The organism is Brevibacterium mcbrellneri ATCC 49030, assembly GCF_000178455.1.
In the GTDB taxonomy this organism is placed as follows: domain Bacteria; phylum Actinomycetota; class Actinomycetes; order Actinomycetales; family Brevibacteriaceae; genus Brevibacterium; species Brevibacterium mcbrellneri.
The window spans coordinates 1-22,780 of sequence record NZ_ADNU01000040.1; the positions used below are offsets into that span (position 1 = coordinate 1).

General features: G+C 57.8%; 21 protein-coding genes. 7 read left to right on the forward strand and 14 right to left on the reverse strand.

Annotated features, from left to right (window positions below):
• The first annotated feature begins 65 nt into the window (after nucleotides 1-65).
• Nucleotides 66-1,151: an NADP-dependent oxidoreductase gene (locus tag HMPREF0183_RS06835; RefSeq protein WP_005884309.1), complete on the forward strand. Its 1,086-nt coding sequence runs from the start codon at nucleotides 66-68 to the stop codon at nucleotides 1,149-1,151.
• 72 nt (nucleotides 1,152-1,223) lie between these two features.
• Here the strand turns inward: HMPREF0183_RS06835 and HMPREF0183_RS06840 are convergent, their stop codons facing one another.
• From HMPREF0183_RS06840 to HMPREF0183_RS06865, 6 genes are all read right to left on the reverse strand, one after another.
• Nucleotides 1,224-2,339: an LppM family (lipo)protein gene (locus tag HMPREF0183_RS06840; RefSeq protein ID WP_040348459.1), complete on the reverse strand. Its 1,116-nt coding sequence runs from the start codon at nucleotides 2,337-2,339 to the stop codon at nucleotides 1,224-1,226.
• 13 nt (nucleotides 2,340-2,352) lie between these two features.
• The gene (locus HMPREF0183_RS06845; RefSeq protein WP_005884313.1) at nucleotides 2,353-2,973 is read right to left on the reverse strand and encodes a TrmH family RNA methyltransferase; all 621 of its coding nucleotides are present in this window, start codon (nucleotides 2,971-2,973) and stop codon (nucleotides 2,353-2,355) included.
• Nucleotides 2,970-4,457, reverse strand: coding sequence for an ABC transporter permease (locus HMPREF0183_RS06850; RefSeq protein ID WP_005884315.1), 1,488 nt, complete (start codon nucleotides 4,455-4,457; stop codon nucleotides 2,970-2,972). The genes HMPREF0183_RS06845 and HMPREF0183_RS06850 overlap by 4 nt, the downstream gene beginning before the upstream one ends.
• Nucleotides 4,454-5,338 (reverse strand): ABC transporter ATP-binding protein, encoded by an 885-nt coding sequence (locus HMPREF0183_RS06855; protein ID WP_005884317.1) that lies wholly within the window; start codon nucleotides 5,336-5,338, stop codon nucleotides 4,454-4,456. Before HMPREF0183_RS06855 ends, HMPREF0183_RS06850 begins: the two co-directional genes overlap by 4 nt.
• A gap of 200 nt (nucleotides 5,339-5,538) precedes the next feature.
• Nucleotides 5,539-6,120, reverse strand: coding sequence for an orotate phosphoribosyltransferase (gene pyrE / locus HMPREF0183_RS06860; RefSeq protein WP_005884319.1), 582 nt, complete (start codon nucleotides 6,118-6,120; stop codon nucleotides 5,539-5,541).
• 282 nt (nucleotides 6,121-6,402) lie between these two features.
• Nucleotides 6,403-7,161, reverse strand: a complete 759-nt coding sequence (locus HMPREF0183_RS06865; protein ID WP_005884321.1) for an SDR family NAD(P)-dependent oxidoreductase — start codon at nucleotides 7,159-7,161, stop codon at nucleotides 6,403-6,405.
• 53 nt (nucleotides 7,162-7,214) lie between these two features.
• Between HMPREF0183_RS06865 and HMPREF0183_RS06870 the strand changes: the two genes are divergently transcribed.
• Entirely contained in the window at nucleotides 7,215-8,000 is a 786-nt protein-coding gene (locus HMPREF0183_RS06870; protein ID WP_005884323.1) for an exodeoxyribonuclease III, read from the forward strand.
• Between the two features lie 102 nt (nucleotides 8,001-8,102).
• Here HMPREF0183_RS06870 and clpB read toward each other — a convergent pair whose 3' ends face one another.
• Nucleotides 8,103-10,727 carry an ATP-dependent chaperone ClpB gene (gene clpB, locus HMPREF0183_RS06875; protein ID WP_005884325.1) on the reverse strand — a complete coding sequence of 875 codons (2,625 nt, stop codon included), beginning with the start codon at nucleotides 10,725-10,727 and terminating at the stop codon, nucleotides 8,103-8,105.
• A gap of 218 nt (nucleotides 10,728-10,945) precedes the next feature.
• Here clpB and HMPREF0183_RS06880 point away from each other — a divergent pair, with 218 nt between their 5' ends.
• Nucleotides 10,946-12,016 (forward strand): NAD-dependent epimerase/dehydratase family protein, encoded by a 1,071-nt coding sequence (locus HMPREF0183_RS06880; protein ID WP_005884327.1) that lies wholly within the window; start codon nucleotides 10,946-10,948, stop codon nucleotides 12,014-12,016.
• Between the two features lie 19 nt (nucleotides 12,017-12,035).
• Here the strand turns inward: HMPREF0183_RS06880 and pheA are convergent, their stop codons facing one another.
• The 4 genes from pheA to HMPREF0183_RS06900 form a co-directional block, all read right to left on the reverse strand.
• Nucleotides 12,036-13,013: a prephenate dehydratase gene (gene pheA / locus HMPREF0183_RS06885; protein ID WP_005884329.1), complete on the reverse strand. Its 978-nt coding sequence runs from the start codon at nucleotides 13,011-13,013 to the stop codon at nucleotides 12,036-12,038.
• The gene (locus tag HMPREF0183_RS06890; RefSeq protein ID WP_005884331.1) at nucleotides 13,013-13,912 is read right to left on the reverse strand and encodes a DUF5926 family protein; all 900 of its coding nucleotides are present in this window, start codon (nucleotides 13,910-13,912) and stop codon (nucleotides 13,013-13,015) included. Before HMPREF0183_RS06890 ends, pheA begins: the two co-directional genes overlap by 1 nt.
• 79 nt (nucleotides 13,913-13,991) lie before the next feature.
• The gene (gene galE, locus HMPREF0183_RS06895; RefSeq protein WP_005884332.1) at nucleotides 13,992-14,957 is read right to left on the reverse strand and encodes a UDP-glucose 4-epimerase GalE; all 966 of its coding nucleotides are present in this window, start codon (nucleotides 14,955-14,957) and stop codon (nucleotides 13,992-13,994) included.
• 45 nt (nucleotides 14,958-15,002) lie between these two features.
• Nucleotides 15,003-16,163, reverse strand: a complete 1,161-nt coding sequence (locus tag HMPREF0183_RS06900; RefSeq protein ID WP_005884334.1) for a CaiB/BaiF CoA transferase family protein — start codon at nucleotides 16,161-16,163, stop codon at nucleotides 15,003-15,005.
• 144 nt (nucleotides 16,164-16,307) lie between these two features.
• On the opposite strand from HMPREF0183_RS06900, the gene HMPREF0183_RS06905 reads away from it, so the two are divergent.
• Nucleotides 16,308-17,189, forward strand: a complete 882-nt coding sequence (locus HMPREF0183_RS06905) for an SDR family oxidoreductase (protein ID WP_005884336.1) — start codon at nucleotides 16,308-16,310, stop codon at nucleotides 17,187-17,189.
• Nucleotides 17,190-17,375: 186 nt separating this feature from the next.
• On the opposite strand, the gene HMPREF0183_RS06910 is transcribed toward HMPREF0183_RS06905, so the two are convergent.
• Both HMPREF0183_RS06910 and HMPREF0183_RS06915 read right to left on the reverse strand, forming a co-directional pair.
• Nucleotides 17,376-18,881 (reverse strand): Cys-Gln thioester bond-forming surface protein, encoded by a 1,506-nt coding sequence (locus tag HMPREF0183_RS06910; protein ID WP_005884338.1) that lies wholly within the window; start codon nucleotides 18,879-18,881, stop codon nucleotides 17,376-17,378.
• Between the two features lie 99 nt (nucleotides 18,882-18,980).
• A complete protein-coding gene (locus HMPREF0183_RS06915; RefSeq protein ID WP_005884341.1) occupies nucleotides 18,981-19,316 on the reverse strand; it encodes an integrase core domain-containing protein in 336 nt (111 codons plus the stop codon).
• A gap of 383 nt (nucleotides 19,317-19,699) precedes the next feature.
• Here HMPREF0183_RS06915 and HMPREF0183_RS06920 point away from each other — a divergent pair, with 383 nt between their 5' ends.
• The 3 genes from HMPREF0183_RS06920 to HMPREF0183_RS06930 all read left to right on the forward strand — a co-directional run bounded on the left by HMPREF0183_RS06920 (nucleotide 19,700) and on the right by HMPREF0183_RS06930 (nucleotide 22,001).
• Nucleotides 19,700-20,494: an electron transfer flavoprotein subunit beta/FixA family protein gene (locus HMPREF0183_RS06920; protein ID WP_040348465.1), complete on the forward strand. Its 795-nt coding sequence runs from the start codon at nucleotides 19,700-19,702 to the stop codon at nucleotides 20,492-20,494.
• Nucleotides 20,495-20,529: 35 nt separating this feature from the next.
• On the forward strand, nucleotides 20,530-21,480 hold the full coding sequence (locus HMPREF0183_RS06925; protein ID WP_005884345.1) for an electron transfer flavoprotein subunit alpha/FixB family protein: 951 nt from the start codon (nucleotides 20,530-20,532) through the stop codon (nucleotides 21,478-21,480).
• 140 nt (nucleotides 21,481-21,620) lie between these two features.
• Nucleotides 21,621-22,001, forward strand: coding sequence for a hypothetical protein (locus HMPREF0183_RS06930; RefSeq protein ID WP_005884347.1), 381 nt, complete (start codon nucleotides 21,621-21,623; stop codon nucleotides 21,999-22,001).
• 156 nt (nucleotides 22,002-22,157) lie between these two features.
• Here HMPREF0183_RS06930 and HMPREF0183_RS06935 read toward each other — a convergent pair.
• Nucleotides 22,158-22,780, reverse strand: a 623-nt coding sequence (locus HMPREF0183_RS06935; RefSeq protein WP_005884349.1) for an Abi family protein, incomplete at its 5' end; no start/stop codon positions are given.

Below are 22,780 nucleotides of genomic sequence, written 5' to 3' on the forward strand. Positions count from 1 at the left end.
GTTGGTGCTGGGGCCCTTCATTCTTAGGTTTTTGACGGAGCAAGGTAACACTCAAGGGAGAGAAAATGGCGGTTTCGAAAGCTTATGTTTTGAATGAGCGCCCTACTGGGGCGCCTGACGCCAACACGTTTGCGGTCAAGGAGATCCCGGTGCGAGCGCCCGGAGAGGGTGAGCTGTTGCTGCGCACGCTGTACTTGTCGCTTGACCCGTACATGCGGGGGCGATTGTCGGAGGCGAAGTCGTATGCGAAGCCCGTTGAGTTGGGTGAGGTGATGGTGGGGGCCACCGTCTCCGAGGTCGTTGACTCTAACGCTGACGGGTTCAGTAACGGCGACATTGTGTTGGGGTACGGCGGTTGGCAGACGTGTTCGGTGGAGCGTGCCAAGTACGTGCGTAAGTTGGACCCGGATGTTGTTCCGGTGACCACGGCCCTGGGTGTTTTGGGTATGCCTGGATTCACGGCATATGCGGGTCTGTTGGAGATCGGGAAGCCACAGCCGGGTGAAACGGTTGCGGTTGCTGCGGCTACCGGCCCTGTTGGTTCTGCTGTGGGTCAGATCGCGAAGATCAAGGGGGCCCGTGCGGTGGGTATCGCTGGTGGCCCGCAGAAAGTTGAGCAGTTGCGTGAGTTTGGGTTCGACGTGTGCGCGGACCACCGTGACCCGGACTTCAAGCAGAACCTACGTGATGCGGTTGGTAAGGGCTCATGGGTTGAGCGCGGTGGCGCGGTTGTGAGCCGCCGAGGTGCTGATGAGGAATCTGCTCCGTCAGGTATCGACGTGTACTTTGAAAACGTCGGTGGCACGGTGTGGCAGGCGGTTATGCCGCTACTGAACACGTTTGCGCGTGTGCCGGTATGTGGTCTTGTGGCTAACTACAACGGGACAACTGACCCGTCGCCTGCCGGTGGCATGGAGAAGCTCATGATGTTGTCGCTGGCTAAGTCGTTGACCATTCGCGGGTTCATTCAGTCCGAGTTTGTGCGTGACCTCGAACCACAGTTCTTAAAGGACATGACCGAATGGGTGGCATCTGGCCGGGTGAAATACCTGGAGGACATCACGAACGGGTTTGAGAACACGGTCGATGCGTTTGTAGGCATGCTGGAAGGCAAGAACTTCGGTAAAACCATTGTGAAGTTCGCTGACTAGCGGCTGTTCGCACAAGAAAGCCCCGGAGCATTTCAGATCGAAGTGCTCCGGGGCTTTTCCTGTCAGTGTTTGTCAGTATGCTCCGGGTGCGGGTGGCTGGAAGCGTTGGTCAGAGTTACCGGAGTTGCCCTGGTAACCCTGGTTGCCTTGCTGCGGGTAACCCGGCTGCGGGGCAGAGCCGTAACCCGCCCCACCGGCGGGGGCTGAACCGTAACCCGTCCCGCCGTAAGGAGCGGACCCGTAGCCACCTGGTTGGCTTCCAAACTGTCCGCCACTTGCCGGATAGCCGCCGGATTGCCCACCTGCGGAATACCCTCCAGGATGCCCACCTGCGGGCGGGAATCCACCTGGGAACCCGGGCTGTTGTGGCTGCGTAGCCTTTTTCTTTTTGGACATGACGACCAGCAGAATCACCCCGCCAATAATCAGCAGGATGACCAGCACAACCGCGATGATAATGAGAACAAGCCATGGGAATCCGCTTGCTTTCGCTTCAGCGGTCAGCGTGTCGCCGTCGAAGGTTTTAAGGTTCCAGACGGCTGTTTTGCCTTGAACATCGGCGCCGTCTGCTGAAATGACTTTTCCGGGAAAGGTGAACTTGATGATCGATTCGTCGACCACTCCCTTGGCAGAGGCGCTACCTCCGGTTCCCAAATACGGGTTGGAAAACGGGTTACCTGATCCAAAAGCCCCGCCCAAGTCTGCCGTCAGCGGGTTAGTCATGGAGAACTTGATGGTCCCGTTGTCTGTCTTTTCGATCACCAGATCACGCCCCATGACGCCAGAAAAGTGCTCTTCGCAGAACGCGGTAAAGTCTTCAGGCTTCATTTTGGTGAACGTGAGCTCGTAGCCCTTGTACACGTCATCGGATACTTCTTTGACGGTGACTTCGGGTGGGAGCTTGGACTGTAGCTCTTGGATTTCGTCTTGGATGTCAGGGGATCCCCCGAGCTGACCTTGAAACGCAGTTGAGTCGACCTGGAACAGGATCGACCCGCTGATCAGCAGGTCTTTGGAGATCTTCATGTCACTGTTGAGTTTGACACACGCGCTTAACGCGAACGCGCACACCACAGCAAGGAGGCATGCGATTGCTTTTTTGGTACGTGTGACCCCGGAACGGTGACTGTGTGTGGCTGTCAGTGTTGCACCCAAGGTTGCCTGCTTTCCAACGTTAACGCGTGGCAATTCTATTCGTCATCTAGGTTACAGCTTGCCCGAATTCCCAGCGCCGAATCCACGCATGCATTGCGATCGCTGCAGCTGCGGCTGCGTTCATGGATCGGGTTGAACCATACTGTTCGATCGACAGGACTGCTTCACACGCGTGGTGCGCTTCGTCGGTGAGCCCTGGTCCTTCTTGGCCAAACAGGAATACGCATTCGCGTGGCAGGTCATAGGTTTCCAGCGCTACCGAGTCGGGGAAGTTGTCAATGCCAATGAGTGGGAGTTCGCGTTCCTGGCACCACTGGGCAAGAGCCTCAGCGGTTTCGTGGTGGTAAATGTGCTGGTAGCGGTCGGTGACCATGGCACCGCGGCGATTCCACCGCTTCTTCCCCACAATGTGTACTGCGGAGGCGTTAAAAGCGTTGGCAGTGCGCACTACGGACCCGATGTTTAAGTCATGTTGCCAGTTTTCTACCGCCACGTGAAACTCGTGTCGTGTGCGGTCAAGGTCGGCGACGATCGCTTCCAGCGTCCAGTACCGGTACTTGTCGACCACGTTCCGTCGGTCACCTTGGGCCAGCAGTTCCGGGTCGTAACGGGGGTGATCAGGAAGGGGCCCTTCCCAGGGCCCCACCCCGACCAGATGTTCCGTCATTTGTCGTCGCCTGTTGCAGGCTTCTTGCCAGCTTTCGCACTGGACTTAGCGCCGACCTTCTTTTTGTCCGTGTCGGACTCAGAATCCACCTCGGCGGACTTCTTTTCTTTCTTTTCGCCCTTGCTGTCTTTACTGTCCTTGTCAGCGGACGAGTCCTGCGAGCGTTCCTTGAGGCGCTTCTTCTGGCTGGCGGACAGTGTTTCGCGGCCGGTTCCGCGCAGCAGGTTGGCCTGGTAAGAGGCCGCGCCAATAGCCACTGCGATCAGGGCAAACACCAGGCTGATGCCGACTGCGAGCAGGCCGTTCCACCATTCGGCGTTAGCGCCCAGGAAGTGCAGCGCGTTGGCAACCGGCGCGGTGAACGGCACGTAGACCAGGACCTTCATAACAGCGGGGTTCGTGGCGAAGACCAGCGAGAGGAACGCGCCAACGATCACCAGGGCGCACACCACGCCAATGGCGATCTGGCGGGCGCGGCGACCCACAATGTTCGAAGCCCACAGGAAGAGCGCCAGGGTTGCGCCCACGGTCATCAGGTACAGTGCGGCAAACCAGCCGACTGCCGGGAGCATGGCGATGGCCTGTGAGGTGTACGAGGTAACGGACAGGCCCATGAACAGGAGCGCTACGGCGACCAACACGTACACAACACTGAGCGTGGTAAGTCCTTGAATACGTCCCACGGCCGACGATTTAGGTGGAATGGTGGCGGCCAGAATCTCGCCGATACGGTGGCGCTTTTCCACGCGCAGGTTGCCGTACATGGCGAAGGCCAGGGTGAGAGCGCCCGCAATCAACAGTCCAGCGAGACCAATCGCAACGGGTTGTGCGACCTCGTACGACACTGCTGGCTGTTCCAGATACGTGACCTCGGGCTCGGATCCGAGTGCGGCCAGTACCTTGGTTGGTTTCTTGTCGAGGGCGATGATTGTTGGAGCACCCATGCCGGTGGGGTCCACGATGAACGCAGCGTCGGCCTTGCCGTCCCGCACGGCTTGCTCGGCTTCTTCTGGTGAGTTGGTGTCGTGAACTTTCAGACCGGTTTGCTGCTCAATCTGCGGGGCCTGCTGGGCCATGCCCACGGTGGCGATTGTTCCACTGCCAGCTTCGCCCGACTGCTGGTTGGCGCGTTGCACACCAAAGATCAGACCCGCAATGACCACCAGGCCAATGATGAGCGTAGTCAAGTAGAAGATAGGGCTACGAGACACCGCCGAGGTTTCGCGGTTGGACACGAGAAACGCGCTCTGCCCAAAGGTCAGGTCGCGGAACTCTGACACCAGCCCGGTTTTGGGGCCGTCGTCGGTGGGGCGGGTGTCGCGGAGTTCCTCCGGAAGGTCGTCCGAGGTGACAAACGTTGCCTCTGTCATGGAACCGTCGTCGGTGGGAAGACCAAGCGCCATGCTGTGCGGGTCTAGCGGAGTGCTGCCGGCGCTGTTGGTACTGGCGTTGCTGGTGCCGGATTTGCTTTTGTCCTGGCTCATACACGCTCCTTGAAAAGTTCTTCGAGGTTGGCTGGCTGCGTGGTGAAGTTACGCAGTCCGCTCAGTCCGTTTACGGCGTTGAGTGCACGGTTGATGTCGCTCGTCTGGAATTCGACGATGGAGCCTTTGCGCGTAAAGTCGCCGCTGACGATCCCGGCGAGGGCCGCCTCGGCGTCCTTGGCACCCTTTTCGTTGACAAACTCAGCACGGTAGATGGGCTTGCCCTTCTTGCGGAGCTGCTCAACGTTGTCATGTTCCACGATTTCGCCGTGGCTCAGGACTACAACCTGGTCAGCGTAGCGTTGGGTTTCGTCCCAGTCATCCGAGGTGAAGAGTACGGGCACGCCGGATTCTGCGTGGTCGCGAAGGAGCGAGATGACCAGGTCGGCTGATTTCATGTCAAGGCCGGTGAAGGGTTCGTCGAGGACGACGACGTCCGGGTCGGCAGCAATGACCGAGGCGATTTCCACGCATGCGACTTCTGAACCGGAGAGGTTGTGGAGGGGTGCGTAAGCGCGGTCGGACAGGTCAAGGCGAGCCAGCAGTGTGACGGCGTTGCGTTCTGCGGCTCCCAAGGTCATTCCGTGCAGGCGTGCGAAGTACACGATCTGCTCCATGACTTTCATGTGTGGGTAGCCGCCGCGTTCGGCGGGCAGGTAGCCAAAGTTTTGGCGGTCCCCGTAGCCCAGTTCGTTGTCTTCGAGGGTGATGGTTCCAGAGTCGGTTTCGATCAGGCCCATGATTGCCCGGACGAGCTCTGTTTTCCCTGAGCCGCGAGCGCCAATGACACCAGTGATCACTCCTGGTTCGATGCTGAGGCTGATGTCACGGAGCCAGGTCTTGCGCTCCGTTTTCACTGTTATGTCTGAAAGTTCCAGCACTGGGTAGTCCTTTGCGTTGTGTATCTAGGCGTAGCTAGGAGACTCTGGGCGAGTGTCTCTGGGAGTCTCTAGCGACACAGTGCACATTTCGTCCGAGAAACCACTGTAGCGCCCTGAGCGTGATTGCGTTATGTGTCATCTCTCAGGGAGGCAGTGGAGTGGTGGGGCCGGGCGCTGGTTGAGGCCCGTGGGGCTGGTCCTTATTCGAGGCCCAGGTCTGCGGTTGACAGCGCGATGAGGTATGGGAGTCCTTCTGCTTCGACGCGTTCTTTTGCGCCGGTTTCACGGTCCATGACAACAGCGACGGCGACGACGTTTGCGCCGGCTTCACGCAGTGCTTCGACTGCGGTGAGGACTGATCCGCCGGTGGTGGAGGTGTCTTCGACTGCGATGACGCGTTTGCCTTTGACGTCCGGGCCTTCGACCCGGCGGCCCATGCCGTGTTCTTTGGCTTGTTTACGGACTACGAATGCGTCAACGGGGGTGTTGCGTTGGACGGACGCGTGCATGATGGCTGTGCCGACTGGGTCGGCGCCCATGGTGAGACCGCCGGCAGCGTCGAGGTCGTTGAGGAGCCCGTGTTCTTCGAAAAGGTCCAACATGACGTCTCCGACCAGTGGAGCCGAACGGTGGTCCAAGGTGATGCGGCGGAGGTCCAGGTAGTAGTCAGCTTCTTTGCCGGATGAGAGTGTGACTTTTCCGCGTACGACGGCGAGTTCGTCGATGAGGGCAAGGAGTTGTGACTTGGTCTGAGCGATCTGTTCAGGTGTTCGTGACGTCATGGTTCTAAGTCTACTGAAATGGGTGTTAGTGATGCTTGTGGGCGAGGCTGGGGGCGTGGCTCGTGAATTGCAAAACCCCGGGCGACGTTAATCATCAAGCCCGGGGTTTTGTCATACTCCCCTCGAGTACCCGGACGCATCCCCATACGTCCGTTGCGTAGCTCCGATCCCCACCGGAACTACGTACCCAAATTCTATTAGATAGTTCAGTTCTCAACAAATTTTTGCGAACAATTTTTGGTGACCTTGGCCCTCGTTCTCTTGGGGCTCCGACCTCTTGATTTACCGGGCGCGTTTCCATTGAAATCCGCCACTGAGCGCACGCATGAGTGGGCGTGGCGTGACCTGCGATAACGCATATAAAAGCTGGTACCCAAACCCGGGCACACTGATGACTTTGCCAGCGCGAGCGTCGCGGAGTGCAATCTGTGCAACGCGGTCTGGTTCCATCCATACACAGTCAGGGAATTCACGGCCTACGCCCATGCGGCAATGAAAGTCGGTCGCGACGAACCCGGGGAGCACGGCGGTGCATGTGACAGGCGTGCCACGCAGGTCTTGGGCGAGTGATTCCGTAAATATGGTGGCCGCCGCTTTTTCGGCTGCGTAAGTTCCCTGGGTCGTCACCGCGGCCAGGGAGGTGACGTTGACAATGCCGCCACGACCTCGGGCGACCATTTTCTTTGCGGCGTGCCAGCTCAGCGTGCGCACGGCTTCGTTCATGACCAACGATTGGGCAGTGAGCTGGTCCACGGGGGTATCCAGCGTGGAGGTGCGCACGCCGAATCCGGCGCAGTTGATGAGGACGTCGATGGGTTGGGTTTCGAGCGCGTGTGTGACGGTGGCGATGCCGTGTTGGGTGGAGAGATCAGCGGGAAGCGGTGTGGCGTTGAGTTGCGCGAGGTCGGCGTGTGTGCGGGCGACGGCGATGACGTCGTAGCCTTCGGCGGTGAGTTGGTGGACGAACGCGCGCCCGATGCCACTGGTGGCGCCGGTGATGAGGGCGCGGGGCTGCGGGTTAGTGCGGGGCTGGGCGTTCATGGTGAGTTCTCCGAGGTCGTGAAGGGGTGGTTCTTCAACGATATGGTGGGTGGGTGCGAATTGTTACGTGGAATGTGAATTCTGTTAGGGCTCGGGCCGAGCGTATTGGTGCTTTTTTGGATCGCTCGGATGTGGATGTGTTGGCGATCCAGGAGTTGAAGTGTAAGGATGCGCAGTTCCCGGCGCATGTGTTTGAGGATCGTGGGTACGAAGTGGCGTTCCATGGGCTCAATCAGTGGAACGGGGTTGCGGTGGCCAGCCGGGTGGGGCTGGACGATGTTGAGGTCGGGTTTGAGGGCGTTCCTGGGTTTGGGGATGACGATCAAGTGGAGGCGCGTGCAATTTCGGCTGTCACCGGTGGCGTGCGCACGTATTCGTTGTATGTGCCTAATGGCCGCGAGTTGGACCACCCGCATTATGCGTACAAGTTGGAGTGGCTGGCACAGTTGCGCAATGAGGCGTTGGTGCGCTTGGAGCAGGACGTGCCGTTTGTGATGTGTGGGGATTTCAACGTGGCACCGTTGGATGAGGACGTGTGGGATATGGCTGCGTTTGAGGGTGCCACGCACGTGTCTCAGCCGGAGCGCGATGCGTTTAATGGTTTGATTTCGGCTGGTCTGACCGAGGTGACCCGCCAGTTCACGCCGGGTCCTGGCGTGTACACGTTCTGGGATTATCAGCAGTTGCGGTTCCCTAAGAAGCAGGGGATGCGTATTGATTTCCAGTTGGCGTCGCCTAGCCTTGCTGAGCGCGCCACGGGCGCGTTCATCGACCGTGAGGAGCGTAAGGGCAAGGGGGCTTCTGACCACGCCCCGGTGTGGGTGGACTACCAGCTGTAGGCACCTGCCCTTCCCCGCCCAGACATGAAACGAACGGCGCAAAGCGAGCGAAACTGCGCAATATAATGCGCCGTTTCGCTCGCTTTGCGCCGCAACACTCCCCTACCGTTCGCCCGCGGAGGAGATAAGCAGGCCTTCACCTGCAAACTCGTCCCCGCGGTCCACGGTGACGGTGTCGCCGTCGTGGATGTGTCCGGCCAGGATCTCCTTAGCCAGCTTGTCCCCGATCTCACGCTGCACCAAGCGACGCAGCGGCCGTGCACCGTAAGCCGGGTCGTAGCCTTCAAGCGCCAACCATTCGCTGGCAGCCGGCGTGACCACAAGCGTCAAACGGCGTTCACTCAAACGGCTCTGCATCGACGCGATCTGCAAGTCCACGATGTGCGTAAGGTCCTCGGTGCTCAAAGCATCGAACATCACGATGTCGTCCAAGCGGTTGAGGAACTCCGGCTTAAACGCCGCGTTCACCACGCCCATGACAGAGTCACGCTTCTGCTTGTCATCCAGGTTCTGGTCCACCAGGAACTGCGAACCCAAGTTCGACGTCAAAATCAGGATCGTGTTGCGGAAGTCCACAGTCCGCCCCTGACCGTCAGTCAAACGCCCGTCGTCGAGCACCTGCAACAGAATGTCGAACACATCCGGGTGAGCCTTCTCCACCTCGTCAAGCAAGACCACCGAATACGGCCGGCGGCGCACCGCCTCGGTGAGCTGACCGCCGGTTTCGTAACCCACGTACCCCGGAGGCGCACCCACCAAACGCGACACACTGTGCTTCTCGCCGTACTCACTCATGTCGATACGCACCAGCGCACGCTCGTCTTCAAACAGGAAGTCGGCCAGCGACTTAGCAAGCTCGGTCTTACCTACACCTGTGGGTCCCAAGAATAGGAACGAACCCGTGGGCCTGTCAGGGTCTGACACACCGGCACGCGAACGGCGGATCGCATCGGACACAGCCTCAACAGCCTTCTTCTGCCCAATGAGACGCTTACCAATCACGTCCTCGGCGTGCAGCAGCTTCTCCCGCTCGCCCTGCAACAGACGTCCGGCGGGGATACCCGTCCAGGCGGAAACCACCTCGGCGATGTCATCCGAACCCACCTGCTCATTCACCATCCGCTTGCCAGCGCCAGCGGCGTCGTTGCTGGCTGCCTGCTTCGCTTCCTGGGCCTCCGCCTCGGCGATCTCCTTTTCAACCAAAGGAATCTCGCCGTACAGCAGGCGCGAGGCGGTCTCCAAGTCGGTGTCTCGGCGGGCGATCTCAGCCTGGCTACGCAAGTTGTCCAGCTTCTTCTTCAACTCACCCACGCGGTTGAGGCCAGCACGCTGCGCCTCCCACGTGGCGTTGAGTCCAGCAAGCTTCTCCTGTTTGTCCGCCAGGTCCTCACGCAGAGCCTCCAGACGTTCCTTCGAGGCGTCATCGGACTCGTTGACCAGGGCCATCTCTTCCATCTTCAACCGGTCGACCGCGCGCTGGAGCTCATCGATCTCAATGGGAGCAGAGTCGATCTCCATGCGCAGACGGCTCGCAGCCTCATCCACCAGGTCAATCGCCTTATCCGGCAGCTGACGCCCCGTGATGTAGCGGTTCGACAAAGCGGCAGCGGCCACCAGGGCACTGTCAGAAATGGTCACCTTGTGGTGCGCTTCGTAACGCTCCTTGAGCCCACGCAGAATCGCCACGGTGTCTTCAACACTGGGCTCGCCCACGAACACCTGCTGGAACCGGCGCTCAAGAGCCGGGTCCTTTTCGATGTTTTCGCGGTACTCATCCAGTGTGGTCGCACCCACCAGACGCAACTCACCGCGAGCCAACATGGGTTTGAGCATATTGCCCGCATCCATCGCTGATTCACCCGTAGCACCGGCACCTACAACCGTGTGGATTTCGTCAATGAACGTCACGATCTGCCCATCGGAAGCCTTGATCTCTTCCAGGACAGCCTTGAGGCGTTCCTCGAACTCACCTCGGTACTTCGCACCCGCAACCATCGCAGACAGGTCAAGGCTGATCAGCGTTTTGTTGCGCAGCGACTCAGGCACGTCACCGGCCACAATGCGCTGGGCCAGGCCTTCAACCACCGCGGTCTTACCCACACCGGGTTCACCAATGAGAACGGGGTTGTTCTTAGTCCTGCGCGAAAGCACCTGCACCACGCGCCGAATCTCCGAGTCACGCCCGATCACCGGGTCCAGCTTGCCTTCACGTGCCGCCGCAGTTAAGTCCACACCGAACTTCTCCAGCGACTGGAACGTGTCCTCCGGGTTTTCACTTGTCACCTTCTTGCCCCCACGCACGCTGGGAAGCGCGTCTAACAGCGCTTGGCGGGTGACACCTCGGCCGGTTAAAACACGACCCATTTCACCGGTGTCTTGGGTGGCCGCCAGCAGCAGGTGTTCCGTGGAGACGAACTGGTCGCCCAGGCCCTGCATTTCGCGCTCGGCGTTGTTGATGAGCTGCAGGCCCTGGCGGCTGAGCTGGGGCTGGCTCACGGTCGAGCCTGACAGCGACGGCAATGCCGCTGACAAGGCAACAGCTTCGCGAGCGATTTCTGCTGGGTCGGCACCAAGGGCGGTGACGAGCGCACCAGCGATGCTGTCTTTCGGTTCGAGGAGGGCGCTGACCAGGTGCGACGGCTCAACCTGGTTGTTGCCACGGTTGACTGCATCCTTAATAGCAGCGGACAAAGCCTCCTGCGAACGCGAGGTAAATTTAGCGTCCATAAGATTCCTTTCACACTCCTAAGCTTCAGAGTTTGAGCTTCTGAAATCTTCAACACTCACAGAGTTGAGTCTATTCCGCTCAACTTTGAAAATGGCATGAAAAAGTGTGTGAAGTTGTGCGAGAAAATCACTTTCGAAGGGCGCTTGGCTGTGTGTGCGTGCAGTGTCAGCAAATGAAGGCGATAACCTAAAGAGCGAGTACACGAGAAAGAGGTTTCATGTCCATTGTGGTCACCGGCGCTTCAGGTTTTGTGGGTGGCGCGATTGCGCGTTCGCTGGCAAAAAGCGGGCACCAAGTTATCAGCCTGAGCCGCACGTGCCCGGACTTCGCTGAGCCTCTCACCGGGGACATTGGGCTACCTAATACTCGCAAGCGTCCCGGCGTATGGCACCTCGATTGGGATATTCGCAACCCCGCGCCCGAGGTCGTTAAAGAACGAGCAGACGCCGCCCAGGCGGTCGTCCACGCTGCCGGTTGTATGAACGACTGGATGACTGCGAGTTACGCTCACGCCGTGAATGTGACGGGTACCCGCAACGTGCTTGACGCGTTTCCCGATTCCAACTTCATCTACTTTTCCTGCGCTCTCGTTTATGACCCGCAGGTTGATCTGGACGGCGCGTACGAGGAGTCCGCGTTGGTGACGGCGGGACGGTACACCTCGGAACTGGAGCGGTCCCTGGTGGAGGCCGAACGGGTGGTTCACCGCGTTCGCCCCGACGCTGTCATTTTGCGCCCCGGCCCCATTTACGGCGCTGGCGACAGGAACACCATGCCGTACATCCTGAAGCGGGTTGAAAATGGGGTGCTGGCGTTGCCGGCCGGAGGTAAGAAGCGGATTACGCTGTGCCACATCGACAACGCGGTTGCGGCCGTTGAAGCAGCAATCAAGAACCCGCACATCAACGGGCCCATCAACGTGGGCGACCCCGAACCGTATGTACTGCAGAAGGCCATCAACACGATCCTGGCCCGCTCTGAGTCGCACAACATTGTGAAGTTCGAGGAAATGCCCGCGGACTTAAGCAAACTCAAGGCCTGGTGGTGGGAACGCAAGGCCAAAATGGCTGGCGGCGCTAAGAAGATTGAGAAAGCGTTGGCGCGTCAGAATCCCGAGGTGTTAAAGAAGGCACGCGCGAAGGCCCGCCCGTTGCTGACCCGGTTTGCGGTGCGGCAGCTGGTGCACGACCGCACCTTGAACCTGTCGCGTTTGAACACCCTGCTGGGTGTGCACCCGGTGCAGGGTTTGGCGCCTCGCACGGGTGAGCTGCCCGACGACCCCGAATAGCGGGCTCGGGCGCGCCGTTTCACCCCAGGATTGACCGCACCCACGCGGTCGAGTCATCAAAACTCGACGCCGTGCTCGTTGAGTCGACCTCAACCGGGATACCGTCAGCCGCAGGGTATGAACCCAAGAACTGCAACTTACGCACCATCCGGTGAACCCCGGCCAAGGCCTCAGAAACTCGCGGCTCACGCACGTGACCGGAAATATCAATCGAGAACTTGTACAACCCAAGCCCGTCACCGGTTGGCCGCGACTCAATACGCGACAAGTTCACGCGCCGGGCCGAAAACTGCTCCAACAACCCCAGTAACGAACCCGCATTATCGGTCGCCAACGTGGCCACGATCGTCGTCTTGTCCGCTCCCGTGGGAGTAGGCAACTGCGGGTTCGGCTTCACCAGGATGAACCGGGTCACTGCGTTCTTCGCTGTCCCAATATCGTCCGCCACAACCTCAAGCCCATAAGTGTGGGCAGCCAGCTCAGGGCACACCGCAGCCTGGAACGGCGCTTCACCCGCCCCTAGCTGCTTAGCCGCTGCAGCTGTCGACGGTGCAGGCATGAACTGGGCGTCTGGCAGGTGCGCTCCCATCCATTCGCGGGTCTGCGCCTCGGCGTGCGGGTGCGTACCAAACGCCTGCACATCGGCAAGCGCAGTCCCCGGACGCGCTGCCAGCACAAACCGCACGGGCACCACGGTTTCTGCCACGATCCGCGCATGCCCCACGCGCATCAGCGCATCAAGGGTCGCGGGCACGCCACCTTCGAGCGAGTTCTCAATGGGCATGACCGCCGCGTCATACGTGCCGCTGGCGATCCCGTCGAGCGCCGCGTTGGCACTAATGACGGGCACACGCTCAATCTGCCCGCGCCCAGAACCGCCCGTGTCACCGGCCCCAGCAGCCCCAGCACCACCGGCCCACACGTCGCCGGATTCGATCAGCTGTAACAGGGCCGCTTCGGTAAACGTTGCGGCCGGGCCCAGATAAGCAACCTTCATTAGCGGATGGTCAGCTGGCGTGACACCACACCGGACTTTGCGCGACGCTGTTCTGGTGTGAGCGACCCGGTTTCGTCCATCGCTGCGTGGAGTTTCTTAGCAAAGTCACCCAGCACCGCGTCAACGTCGTCTGGGGTCTGGTTTTCGCTCAGTTCCCACACAGGGATCACGATGCCGTGGGCGCGGAAGCACCCCAGGTACTTGCCCAGCCCGCCCAGGTTGTTCTCACCTGCCGCGTGCAGGCGCGCCAGCCCGTCCATGACGGTGTCTTCGGGTTCGGTGAACGCCCAGCGCACGTAGCAGCGGCCGGCCATTTCGGTCCAGTAGCAGCCTTCCGCGGACACGAGTTTTTCAGTGGGGCTGATGCGCTGGTTGGCCTGCTCAAGGCCCTCACGCAACTGCTCTTCGCTAAACGCGGAGTCTTCCGGCAGGTCCACTTCTTCTGGCAGCCAGTAGTCAAACGTTTCTTTAACCGTGACCTTGAACGGGACCGAGGTGTCAAGAATGTCTTGCAGGCGTGGCCCCTCGCCGGGGTTGGAGTTGGGTTCAGCGTATGCGCCGGGCCCCTGTTCTTTGACTTTCAGGATCGCTGCGGCAAGGTCGCGCGATGGGTCAGGGGAACTGTGTGGGGTTTGCAGTCCGGCCATGATTACGCCGTCTTGGCGGTTCATGGCTTGCCATGCGGCGGGCAGAAGGGTGGCGAAGGTGACGTCGTCACCGCCGTATTCTTCTGTCAATTTGGCGGTTGCGGTTGCAGCTGGGACCAGTTCGCGCAGGCTCACCAGGTCGGTTTCAAACGGCAGACCTTCGAAGGGGCGCGGAACGAACGCGGCTGCCTTTTGGCGCGCCAGGCGCTTGGCGATGACATCAGCTGTTGACTTCTTGGACTTTTTTCCCATGGGCCTAGTCTAAGCAAAGACCACCCACCCCACATACTGCGCCTACGCTACGCGCGTCCACTGTACGCCAACGTGCGCGTTACTGGCCGCGCGCTTCAACGGAACTCTGAGCGATTTCTTTCAGCCCGTATTCTGCTTTCCAGCCGAGGTCTTGCCTTGCTGCCGTGACGTCTGCCACCAGACGCGCGGGGTCACCTGGGCGACGGTCACCAACAACCGCGTCGATGGGACGTCCCAGCGCGTCAGAAAGCTCAGCGATGACTTCACGCACACTGGACCCGTTTCCGGTTCCTACGTTGTAGACCGTCTGCGGGTTAGACCCTGCTTCCAGAGCATCGAGCGCGACCACGTGCGCTTCGGCTAAGTCTTTGACGTGGATGTAGTCGCGGATGCATGTTCCGTCGTCTGTGGGGTAGTCATCCCCAAAGATCACGGACTGTTCCCCGTTTTCTACTTGGTTGAGAACAATGGGGATGAGGTTTTGCACGGCAGTGTCGGCGAGTTCCGGCCAACCGGCCCCGGCCACGTTGAAGTAGCGGAGTTTGATGGCCCGCAGGTCTGATACGGCGGCAACGTCGTCGATCATCCATTCGCCAATGAGCTTGGTTTCGCCGTATGGGTTAGATGGATGCTGTCCCACATGTTCTTCTGCCAACAGGAGCCGGTCTTGCATGCCGTAGACCAGGGCAGAGGACGAAAACACCAGCCTGTTGACCCCATGAGCCACAAGCGCATCAAGCAGATTCGCTAGTCCAGCCACGTTGTTACGGTAATACTTGAGAGGGTTTTCTACCGACTCCCCTGCCATTTTCTTGGCAGCAAAGTGCACAACAGAGTCAACGTTGTAGCGCTTGATGACTTCACCCAGCTGTTCAGTTGCCGCGTGAGAAGATACGTCGATTTGCTCAAGTGGCAGCCCCTCAATGCGTGAGGCAATACCGTTTGACATGTCGTCTACAATCACCACGGAGTCACCGCGTTCGTGGAGTAGCCGCACAACGTGGGATCCGATATATCCGGCGCCACCGGTGACCATTACTGTCATAGAGTTATCCTCTGTAAGTCGACGTATTTGCTTTGCGAATCGATTCTACTCGCGTAGCCACTGCTTGATGTCTTCAGAGTCCTTGCCTAGTCCCGGCGGGTCCATGTCATAGCTCACAGGTGTGGCCGACAAAGTAATGGGGTTGGCCACTGTGGGCGTATTCTCCGGAGTCGCAATAGGGTTGAGCCCCAGTTTTTGCGCCAACGCGACACCCTGAGAAATGTCGTTGATGGGCGCACACGGCACCCCGGCGGCAGTGAGCAGGTCGTACCATTCTTGCGCGGACTTTCGTGAAAGCGCATCAATGAGGATGGGGGCTAAGTCAGTGCGGTTGCCGGTGCGTCCGGCGTTGGTTGCGAAGCGCTCGTCGGAAACGACCTCGGGAATATCCAGCACCCTACACAGGGACGCAAACTGACGGTCATTACCAACAGCCAGCAGGAGGTCCCCTTCGCCGGTGGGAAGCGGCAGGTACGGGTACAGGCTGGGGTGCTCGTTGCCCATCCGGGTGGGTATCACTCCCCCGGTGACAAACGCTGCGGACTGGTTCGCAAGGCCGGATAGTGCGGAACTGAGCAGGTTCGTTTCAACGTGCTGTCCTTCGCCGGATTCTTGCCGGTGGTGCAGGGCAGACACGATTCCCAGCGCCGTGTGCAGGCCGGTGATGATGTCGAAGACGGCGAAACCGGCCTTGGTGGGTTCTCCGCCGGCGGAATCGGGAGCACCGGTGATGCTCATGAAGCCTGAAAGACCTTGGATGAGGAGGTCGTAGCCGGGTTGCGGGTTATTTCCGCCAAATCCCGTGATCGAGGCGTACACCACGGACGGATTGGTTTGAGCAACCGTGTCGTAGTCGAGGCCAAACTTTTTCAGACCGCCGGCTTTGAAGTTTTCGACAACGACGTCGGCGCGGGAGGCAAGTTTCTGGGCAAGGGCGCAGTCGTTTTCGTCTTTGAAGTCCAGGACTACGTCGTGTTTGTTGCGATTTGTACCCAGGAAGTAGGTTGCTTCGCCTTCGTGGACTGGTGGGCGCCATCCGCGTGTTTCATCACCCGTGAGGCCCTCAACTTTGATGACGGTTGCACCCAGGTCCGCAAGCAGCATTGTGGCGTACGGGCCCGCTAATACGCGAGAGAAGTCTGCAACAAGAATACCTGCGAGAGGCCCTGTAGGTGTGCGACCAAAACTGGGGCGTGAGCGTGACACTATTTACCTCTTTGTTCGTTCTTCGTTATTTCAGTTAAACATTGACCCCATGATCTCACTGTTCGCGCTTCATGACTTTTCACCGGCTGACGCCCCAAGCAGTTTTGCGGTCTCATGAGTTTATGAGGTGTGAGGGATACGCTGATGAAGGAATCTTCACCTAGCCTAAAGGAGTGTGTCGTGCCACAGTCAACAGATACACAGGCGCTGGCAGTCGTAGCGTCGAACGCTAATGTGAGTCGGTCGGATTCGCCCCAGTCACGCAGGAAGTTCTATCCTCAACGTTTCACCGGCAAGGTTGCGGTGGTGACGGGTGCGTCGCGTGGGATCGGTTTGGGAATTGCGCAACGGTTGGCTCGAGAGGGCGCGAAAGTGGTGCTTACGGGCCGCAACGCGGATACGCTCACCCAAGCGACGTCTACAGTTGGTGGCCCGTTGCAGGTGATCGGATTGGCTGGGAAGGCTGACGATCCGCAGCACCGAGAGCAAGTGTTCGGGCTTGCACGCGAGAAGTTCGGGCCAGTTGATGTACTGGTGAACAACGTGGGGATCAACCCGGTATTTGGCCCCATGATCGACATTGATTTGGATGCTGCGCGCAAAATTTTTGAGGTGAATGCGCTGGGCGCGCTAGCGTGGACGCAGTTGGCGTATGAGTCGGGGATGAAACGCCGCGGTGGTTCAGTTTTGAATCTGTCTTCAGTTGCGGCGTCGCGTCAGCCTGTGGGAATCGGATTTTACGGATCTTCGAAGGCGATGGTGGAGCACATCACTCGTCAGTTGGCGATGGAGTTGGGACCACAGGTGCGTGTAAATGCGGTGGCTCCCGCTGTTGTTAAGACAAAATTTGCTGAAAAGCTGTATGAGGGACGTGAAGCCGAGGTGTCCGCTGATTACCCGATGAAACGATTGGGCGAACCCGAGGACGTTGCGGCAGCCGCTGCTTTTCTTTTGTCTGATGAAGCGAGTTGGATCACGGGTCAGGTACTCACTTTGGATGGTGGTCGCAGCTTGGGTGGCGAGTAGTTATGTGACACATCGCAAGTAACGGTGACGCTCTGCCGTTGGAGGTTGCCACGCTGTGAAAACTTGAAGTAACTGGGCCCCATTATCTCCCCCCCCCAACCATAAAGCAGAACAGATGAAGGCCCGAGTATCCTTCGATACTCGGGCCTTTCCTACTCGAGCTAGCAGTCAGCTCGGCGGATTACATCAGTTGTTCTGCTTACGACGGGCAACGAACAGGGCTGCAACACCGCCAACAATCAGAACGATTGCCGCTACTAGCGCACCGGCGAACTCTGCACCAGTGCGTGGCAGATCACTCGAACCGTTGTCATCTGATTCGTTGTCACCCGGTTTTGGAGTGTCGTTGTCACCTGGTTTTGGAGTGTCGTTGTCACCCGGTTTTGGAGTGTCGTTGTCACCTGGTTTTGGAGTGTCGTTGTCACCCGGTTTTGGAGTGTCGTTGTCACCAGGTGGGGTTTCCTGGTCACCTGGAGGGGTTTCTTCCTCACATGGTGGAGTCTCGTTGTCTCCTGGAGGGGTCTCGTTGTCACATGGAGGAGGGGTTCCCTTGTCACCTGGAGGGGTTTCCTGGTCACCTGGAGGGGTTTCTTCCTCACATGGTGGAGTCTCGTTGTCTCCTGGAGGGGTCTCGTTGTCACATGGAGGAGGGGTTCCCTTGTCACCTGGAGGGGTTTCTTCCTCACATGGTGGAGTCTCGTTGTCTCCTGGAGGAGTCTCGTTGTCACATGGAGGAGGAGTTTCGTCCTGTCCCCACTCAAAGTTGACTTTAGCCTGCTTAACGTCCTTCTTGGTATCAATAAGGACGACGCGCTGCTTGTTCTGAATGTCGTGCACGAACACGCGACCGGTCAGGGAGCTAGCAGCTGAGGTTGCAGTAAGAGTCAACGACCCCTTTGGTGCATCCTTATTAATCTGAACAAACAGCTCTCCTGGCTTGACAGCATCAAGATCAACTTGATTGCCTTCGCTGTCGACAATCACGTAGGCATCACCTTGCGGTTCAGCCTGAAGCTTCACGGTTTTTTGACTACTCGAAACCTTGATTGGACCGACCTTGTCGCCAGCCTTGTACGTCTTCCCGCCTTCCAGCGACACGTCGACGTCGGCGTGGTTGTCGGAGAAGTTAACGCCAACGTTTGCGTCACCGATCAAGTACTTGTAGAGCTTAATGATCTTGTCGGCCTGGCTGTTTGTCCACTTACTGCTATCAGCGACGAGGTCGCTTCCGCCCTTTGTTGTGAAGTGCCAGACAGCAGCCTGCGTGGCAGAGATCGCTTGCCTGTAGGTCAGGCCCTCAACGCCCGAATTCTTAGCGAGTTCAGTGACGTTTACCTTTGGGTAGGAGTTTTCCAGGATCCAGCCGACTTTGTTCTTGGAAACCTCATCGAGGTCTTCCCATGCCTGGACGCTTCCGTTACCTTCTGCGAAAGGCTTGTCCAACTCAATGCAGTAAGACTTGTATTCCTTACCATCCACCGTGATGTTGAACACCGTGGTTCCGAGATTTTTAACCCTGTTCCCATGTGTCACCCGAACTCTGTCGCCAGATTGTCCGGATTTCGCTACAGCCTTCGCGCCGTTTTCGGGGACCGAATCGGCAAAAGCCGGCGCTCCTACTACAGGAGCAAGAAACGCCAGCGATGCAACAGCCGTGGCTGCAATCAACTTGCTTATGCGCCTAATTTTCATACTCAGTCTTTCTTCAAAGAATGTTAAGCATTTCTCACAGTACAGGGAGAAGCGAGTGATGTAAACCGCCCATTCAGTGAAGTGCCCCGAGTTTTGTTCCTAGGCATTTGCCTTGATTTCTATTATTTCCTGTGGCGGGTTCTGTTTCCAAAATTCGGTTTCAATTTCGGACGGGGTTCGGTATCCCAAGCTTTGGTGGAGTCGTGCTTCGTTCCACCACGACACCCACTCGAAGGTCGCTATTTCTACATCGACGACATCGTTCCACTTGCGAGTATGGATGAGCTCGTTCTCGTGGGAGCCGTTAACGTTTTCAGCTAGAACATTGCCACGGGAATCGCTGACTGTTCCGGCGGAAGCAACAATCCTGTGCAGGGAAAGCCACTCGTTGTAGACAACGCTGTCGTACTGCAAGCCATAGTCAGAATGGTGCACCTACTCAAACGGAACAAACCCGAGACACTTCATGGCCACAAAATGCCACCTGACAAGCGACCTTGCTCACACCCGCATTTCCACTTGTGCCAAACCCGCACAATCTCTACGAAGTCAAACTTTTCCTACAATCGGACCGTCGATTTGAGAGATGTTCCTCATGATGATCCCATGACATTTAGCAGTCAAGATCATTCGATTTCAGGTGGAGACAGTAGCGTAGCTAGGTTTACACCTGAAATACACACCCTTTCGCGCTCTCACCGCAGCCCGCAACCAGACCGTTCACTCAACATCACTTCAGTTAACATCAGCTAACTGAAGTGTTGTTACAGTAAATGTACGACCACTCGGCCATTGGGCCAGGAAGGATGACTGCTGATATGCGGATTGTCACTTTTGTTAAGTACGTCCCGGACGCAGCTGGCGACCGGACTTTCAACGATGACAACACAGTAGACCGCGAAAGCGACGGAATTCTTTCCGAGCTTGACGAATACGCGGTAGAAGAAGCTCTCAAGATCAAAGAAGCTGTAGGCGATGCTGAAGTTATCGCACTCACAGTTGGACCCGAAGACGCAGAAGACGCTGTGCGCAAAGCACTCCAGATGGGTGCCGATTCAGGCGTTCACGTTGACGACGAAGACATCGAAGGCACATGTGCTGTAGGAACCGCGAAGGTTCTGGCTGCAGCGATCAAGGCATACGAAGAGGAAGAAGAGGAACAGGTTGACCTCATCCTCACCGGCCTTTCCTCCACCGACGGTGGCATGAGCGTTATGCCAACCATGGTTGCAGAACTGCTGGGACGCCCAGCAGCAACTCAGGCCTCGGAAGTTACTGTTGAAGGAAGCACCGTTCGCATTCGCCGCGACGGCGACACTTCCAGCCAGTTCATTGAAGTGAACCTGCCTGCCGTTGTGAGCGTGACCGACCAGATCAACGAACCTCGCTACCCATCCTTCAAGGGCATCATGGCTGCTAAGAAGAAGCCAATTGACTACTACGACCTTGAAGACATTGAACTCGACGAAGCTGAAGTTGGGTTCGACGGTGCTACCACCCAGGTGGTCAACATTGCCGAACGTCCTCCACGCACCGCTGGTGAAATTGTCACCGATGAGGGCGAAGGTGGAAACCAGCTCGTTGAGTGGCTCGCTTCTAAGAAGCTCGTTTAATCAATCCGTCCAACTAACACAAAGGGAATCGAAACATGTCTGAAGTTCTCGTTCTTGTAGACCACGTGGACGGCAACGTACAAAAGTCCACATTTGAACTCCTCGCAATTGCCCAGCAGTCTGGCGAACCTGTAGCTGTGTTCGTCGGGTCTGACGACCAGGCGCAGAACGCTGCAGCGCCCTTAGGCCAGTACGGTGCGACGAAGGTGCTTGTTGCTAGCGACCCTGCGCTTAATGAATACCTTGTAGCTCCTAAGGCTGAACTGCTCGCACAGCTCATTTCTGAGCGCCAGCCTGCAGGTGTCCTGGTTTCTTCGACCGCAGAAGGCAAGGAAATTGCTGGCCGCACCGCAATCAAGTCTGGTTCCGGTGTCATCACTGACGCTGTAGAAGTTGAAGCTGACTTCACCGCTACCCAGTCGGTATTCGCTGGTGCATACACCGTCACCGGTAAGGTCACCAAGGGCACCCCGATTGTTGCCGTGAAGCCAAACTCGGTGTCACCGGTTGAAGCTGGTGCGCAGGCGGCAGTTGAAGCTGTGAACTTCACCGCAAGCGATGCGGCAAAGACTGCACGCATTGTCTCGGTTGAAGAAAAGCCTTCTTCAGGTCGCCCAAACCTCACGGAAGCACCCATTGTTGTTTCCGGTGGACGCGGTACCGGCGGAGACTTTGGCCCAGTCGAAGCTCTTGCAGACTCGCTCGGCGCTGCCGTCGGAGCATCACGTGCCGCAGTTGACGCTGGCTGGTACCCACACTCAAGCCAGGTCGGACAGACCGGTAAGGTCGTTTCGCCTCAGCTGTATGTTGCTGCTGGTATTTCCGGTGCGATCCAGCACCGCGCTGGCATGCAGACCTCGAAGAACATTGTTGCTGTCAACAAGGATGCAGAAGCTCCCATCTTTGAGCTCGCAGACTACGGTGTTGTTGGCGACTTGTTCAACGTCCTGCCGCAGGCAACTGAAGCGATTAACGCACGTAAGTAACGCCTGAACTCTGAAAGGGGTGTGGTCGCCATCTGGCGGTCACACCCCTCTTTTATGAGAAGTTCACGCGAAATGTTCACTTACACCCGCCACCTGACATAATGAAACTGGTCGCCAAAGCTAAAATTTAGGAGCTTCACATGAAGAAACGACTTGTCCTTCTTGCCGGAATTGGTATCGGATTTGTCCTGGGTTCGCGCGCCGGACGCCAGAGCTACGAAAACCTCAAGCGCCAGGCAACAAACCTATGGAATGACCCTAAGGTCCAGGACGGTATCGACACTGCACGCGAGCAGATCGAAGAAAAGGCTCCTGTTGTTGCACAGGCAGTCAAAGACAAAGCACCAGTTGTTGTAGACAAGGTGAAGGAAGCCGCAGACGCTGGCGTTGCTAAGGCGAAGGAAGCCACCAACGATGTGAAGACGAAGGTCGAAAACGATCCCAAGGCCGATGTTCCTGACGACGTCGTTTCAGACCCAGCTACTCCTATGGACGAAGAAGGTCCAGCGCCTACGAAGTAAGTGCTTAGCGAAAGGGGCGGGTGATCCACGATCACCCGCCCCTTTTCGCATTCACAACAACGACGTCAAGCGACGCTACCATGTACAGGACCATATTGGGCCTATAACCCACATTTTGCATGGCTACAAGCAAGAGGACGACCCGAAGCCACTCTCCTACGGCCGGTTTTTTCGCAGCTCAAAGAGTCTAGAATGTGCGGAGATCCACTCTGCAGCGTTAGGGTCAATCCACCTAGACAATGCCTCAATAGCTTGCTGCACCCGATCGAGTTTGAATTCTTCTTCCTGCCTATTTTTGCGGATGATGGGCTCATGATGAGCGCATCTGTTACGTAAGCGGTAAGCCACATCAACCTCATCTTTAAAGTCGGACAAGGAAGGAACGGAAATACTCGACCGCGAACTCTGTGTGCCAGCGGTGGGCGTGGCTATTAGAGTTTTACGAACTAACGGCCAGATTGTCGATGAATAATTGCTGGTAAAAAGGTACGCCCAGAAATCAAAACTCAATTCCGCAATAACCTGCCCCGAGGATGGCATCTTGTCTTTAGTCGCCCCTACGCGCTTTAGTGCCTTCGCAACAGCGCGCTTAGCCTCCCGGGTAAAAGGGATCGCTGAATTGTTGTACCAATGCTCCCCGTATCGTGGAGAAACAGCTTTATCGACACAGTTACGCAACAGCACTTCAACGTGTTGAATGTCCTCCAAGAAATACTTGGTTACACGCGTGTTCCACACATAGAGAGCTTCAGGATCTGGGTGGAAGCTGTACGCACTCA

Excerpts from the sequence above, each read along its gene's own strand:
- HMPREF0183_RS06835 (WP_005884309.1), top strand. The coding sequence starts at position 66 with ATGGCGGTTTCGAAAGCTTATGTTTTGAATGAGCGCCCTACTGGGGCG.
- HMPREF0183_RS06845 (WP_005884313.1), bottom strand. The coding sequence starts at position 2,973 with ATGACGGAACATCTGGTCGGGGTGGGGCCCTGGGAAGGGCCCCTTCCT.
- HMPREF0183_RS06850 (WP_005884315.1), bottom strand. The coding sequence starts at position 4,457 with ATGAGCCAGGACAAAAGCAAATCCGGCACCAGCAACGCCAGTACCAAC.
- pyrE (WP_005884319.1), bottom strand. The coding sequence starts at position 6,120 with ATGACGTCACGAACACCTGAACAGATCGCTCAGACCAAGTCACAACTC.
- HMPREF0183_RS06865 (WP_005884321.1), bottom strand. The coding sequence starts at position 7,161 with ATGAACGCCCAGCCCCGCACTAACCCGCAGCCCCGCGCCCTCATCACC.
- clpB (WP_005884325.1), bottom strand. The coding sequence starts at position 10,727 with ATGGACGCTAAATTTACCTCGCGTTCGCAGGAGGCTTTGTCCGCTGCT.
- HMPREF0183_RS06880 (WP_005884327.1), top strand. The coding sequence starts at position 10,946 with ATGTCCATTGTGGTCACCGGCGCTTCAGGTTTTGTGGGTGGCGCGATT.
- pheA (WP_005884329.1), bottom strand. The coding sequence starts at position 13,013 with ATGAAGGTTGCTTATCTGGGCCCGGCCGCAACGTTTACCGAAGCGGCC.
- HMPREF0183_RS06890 (WP_005884331.1), bottom strand. The coding sequence starts at position 13,912 with ATGGGAAAAAAGTCCAAGAAGTCAACAGCTGATGTCATCGCCAAGCGC.
- galE (WP_005884332.1), bottom strand. The coding sequence starts at position 14,957 with ATGACAGTAATGGTCACCGGTGGCGCCGGATATATCGGATCCCACGTT.
- HMPREF0183_RS06905 (WP_005884336.1), top strand. The coding sequence starts at position 16,308 with ATGAAGGAATCTTCACCTAGCCTAAAGGAGTGTGTCGTGCCACAGTCA.
- HMPREF0183_RS06910 (WP_005884338.1), bottom strand. The coding sequence starts at position 18,881 with ATGAAAATTAGGCGCATAAGCAAGTTGATTGCAGCCACGGCTGTTGCA.
- HMPREF0183_RS06920 (WP_040348465.1), top strand. The coding sequence starts at position 19,700 with ATGCGGATTGTCACTTTTGTTAAGTACGTCCCGGACGCAGCTGGCGAC.
- HMPREF0183_RS06925 (WP_005884345.1), top strand. The coding sequence starts at position 20,530 with ATGTCTGAAGTTCTCGTTCTTGTAGACCACGTGGACGGCAACGTACAA.
- HMPREF0183_RS06930 (WP_005884347.1), top strand. The coding sequence starts at position 21,621 with ATGAAGAAACGACTTGTCCTTCTTGCCGGAATTGGTATCGGATTTGTC.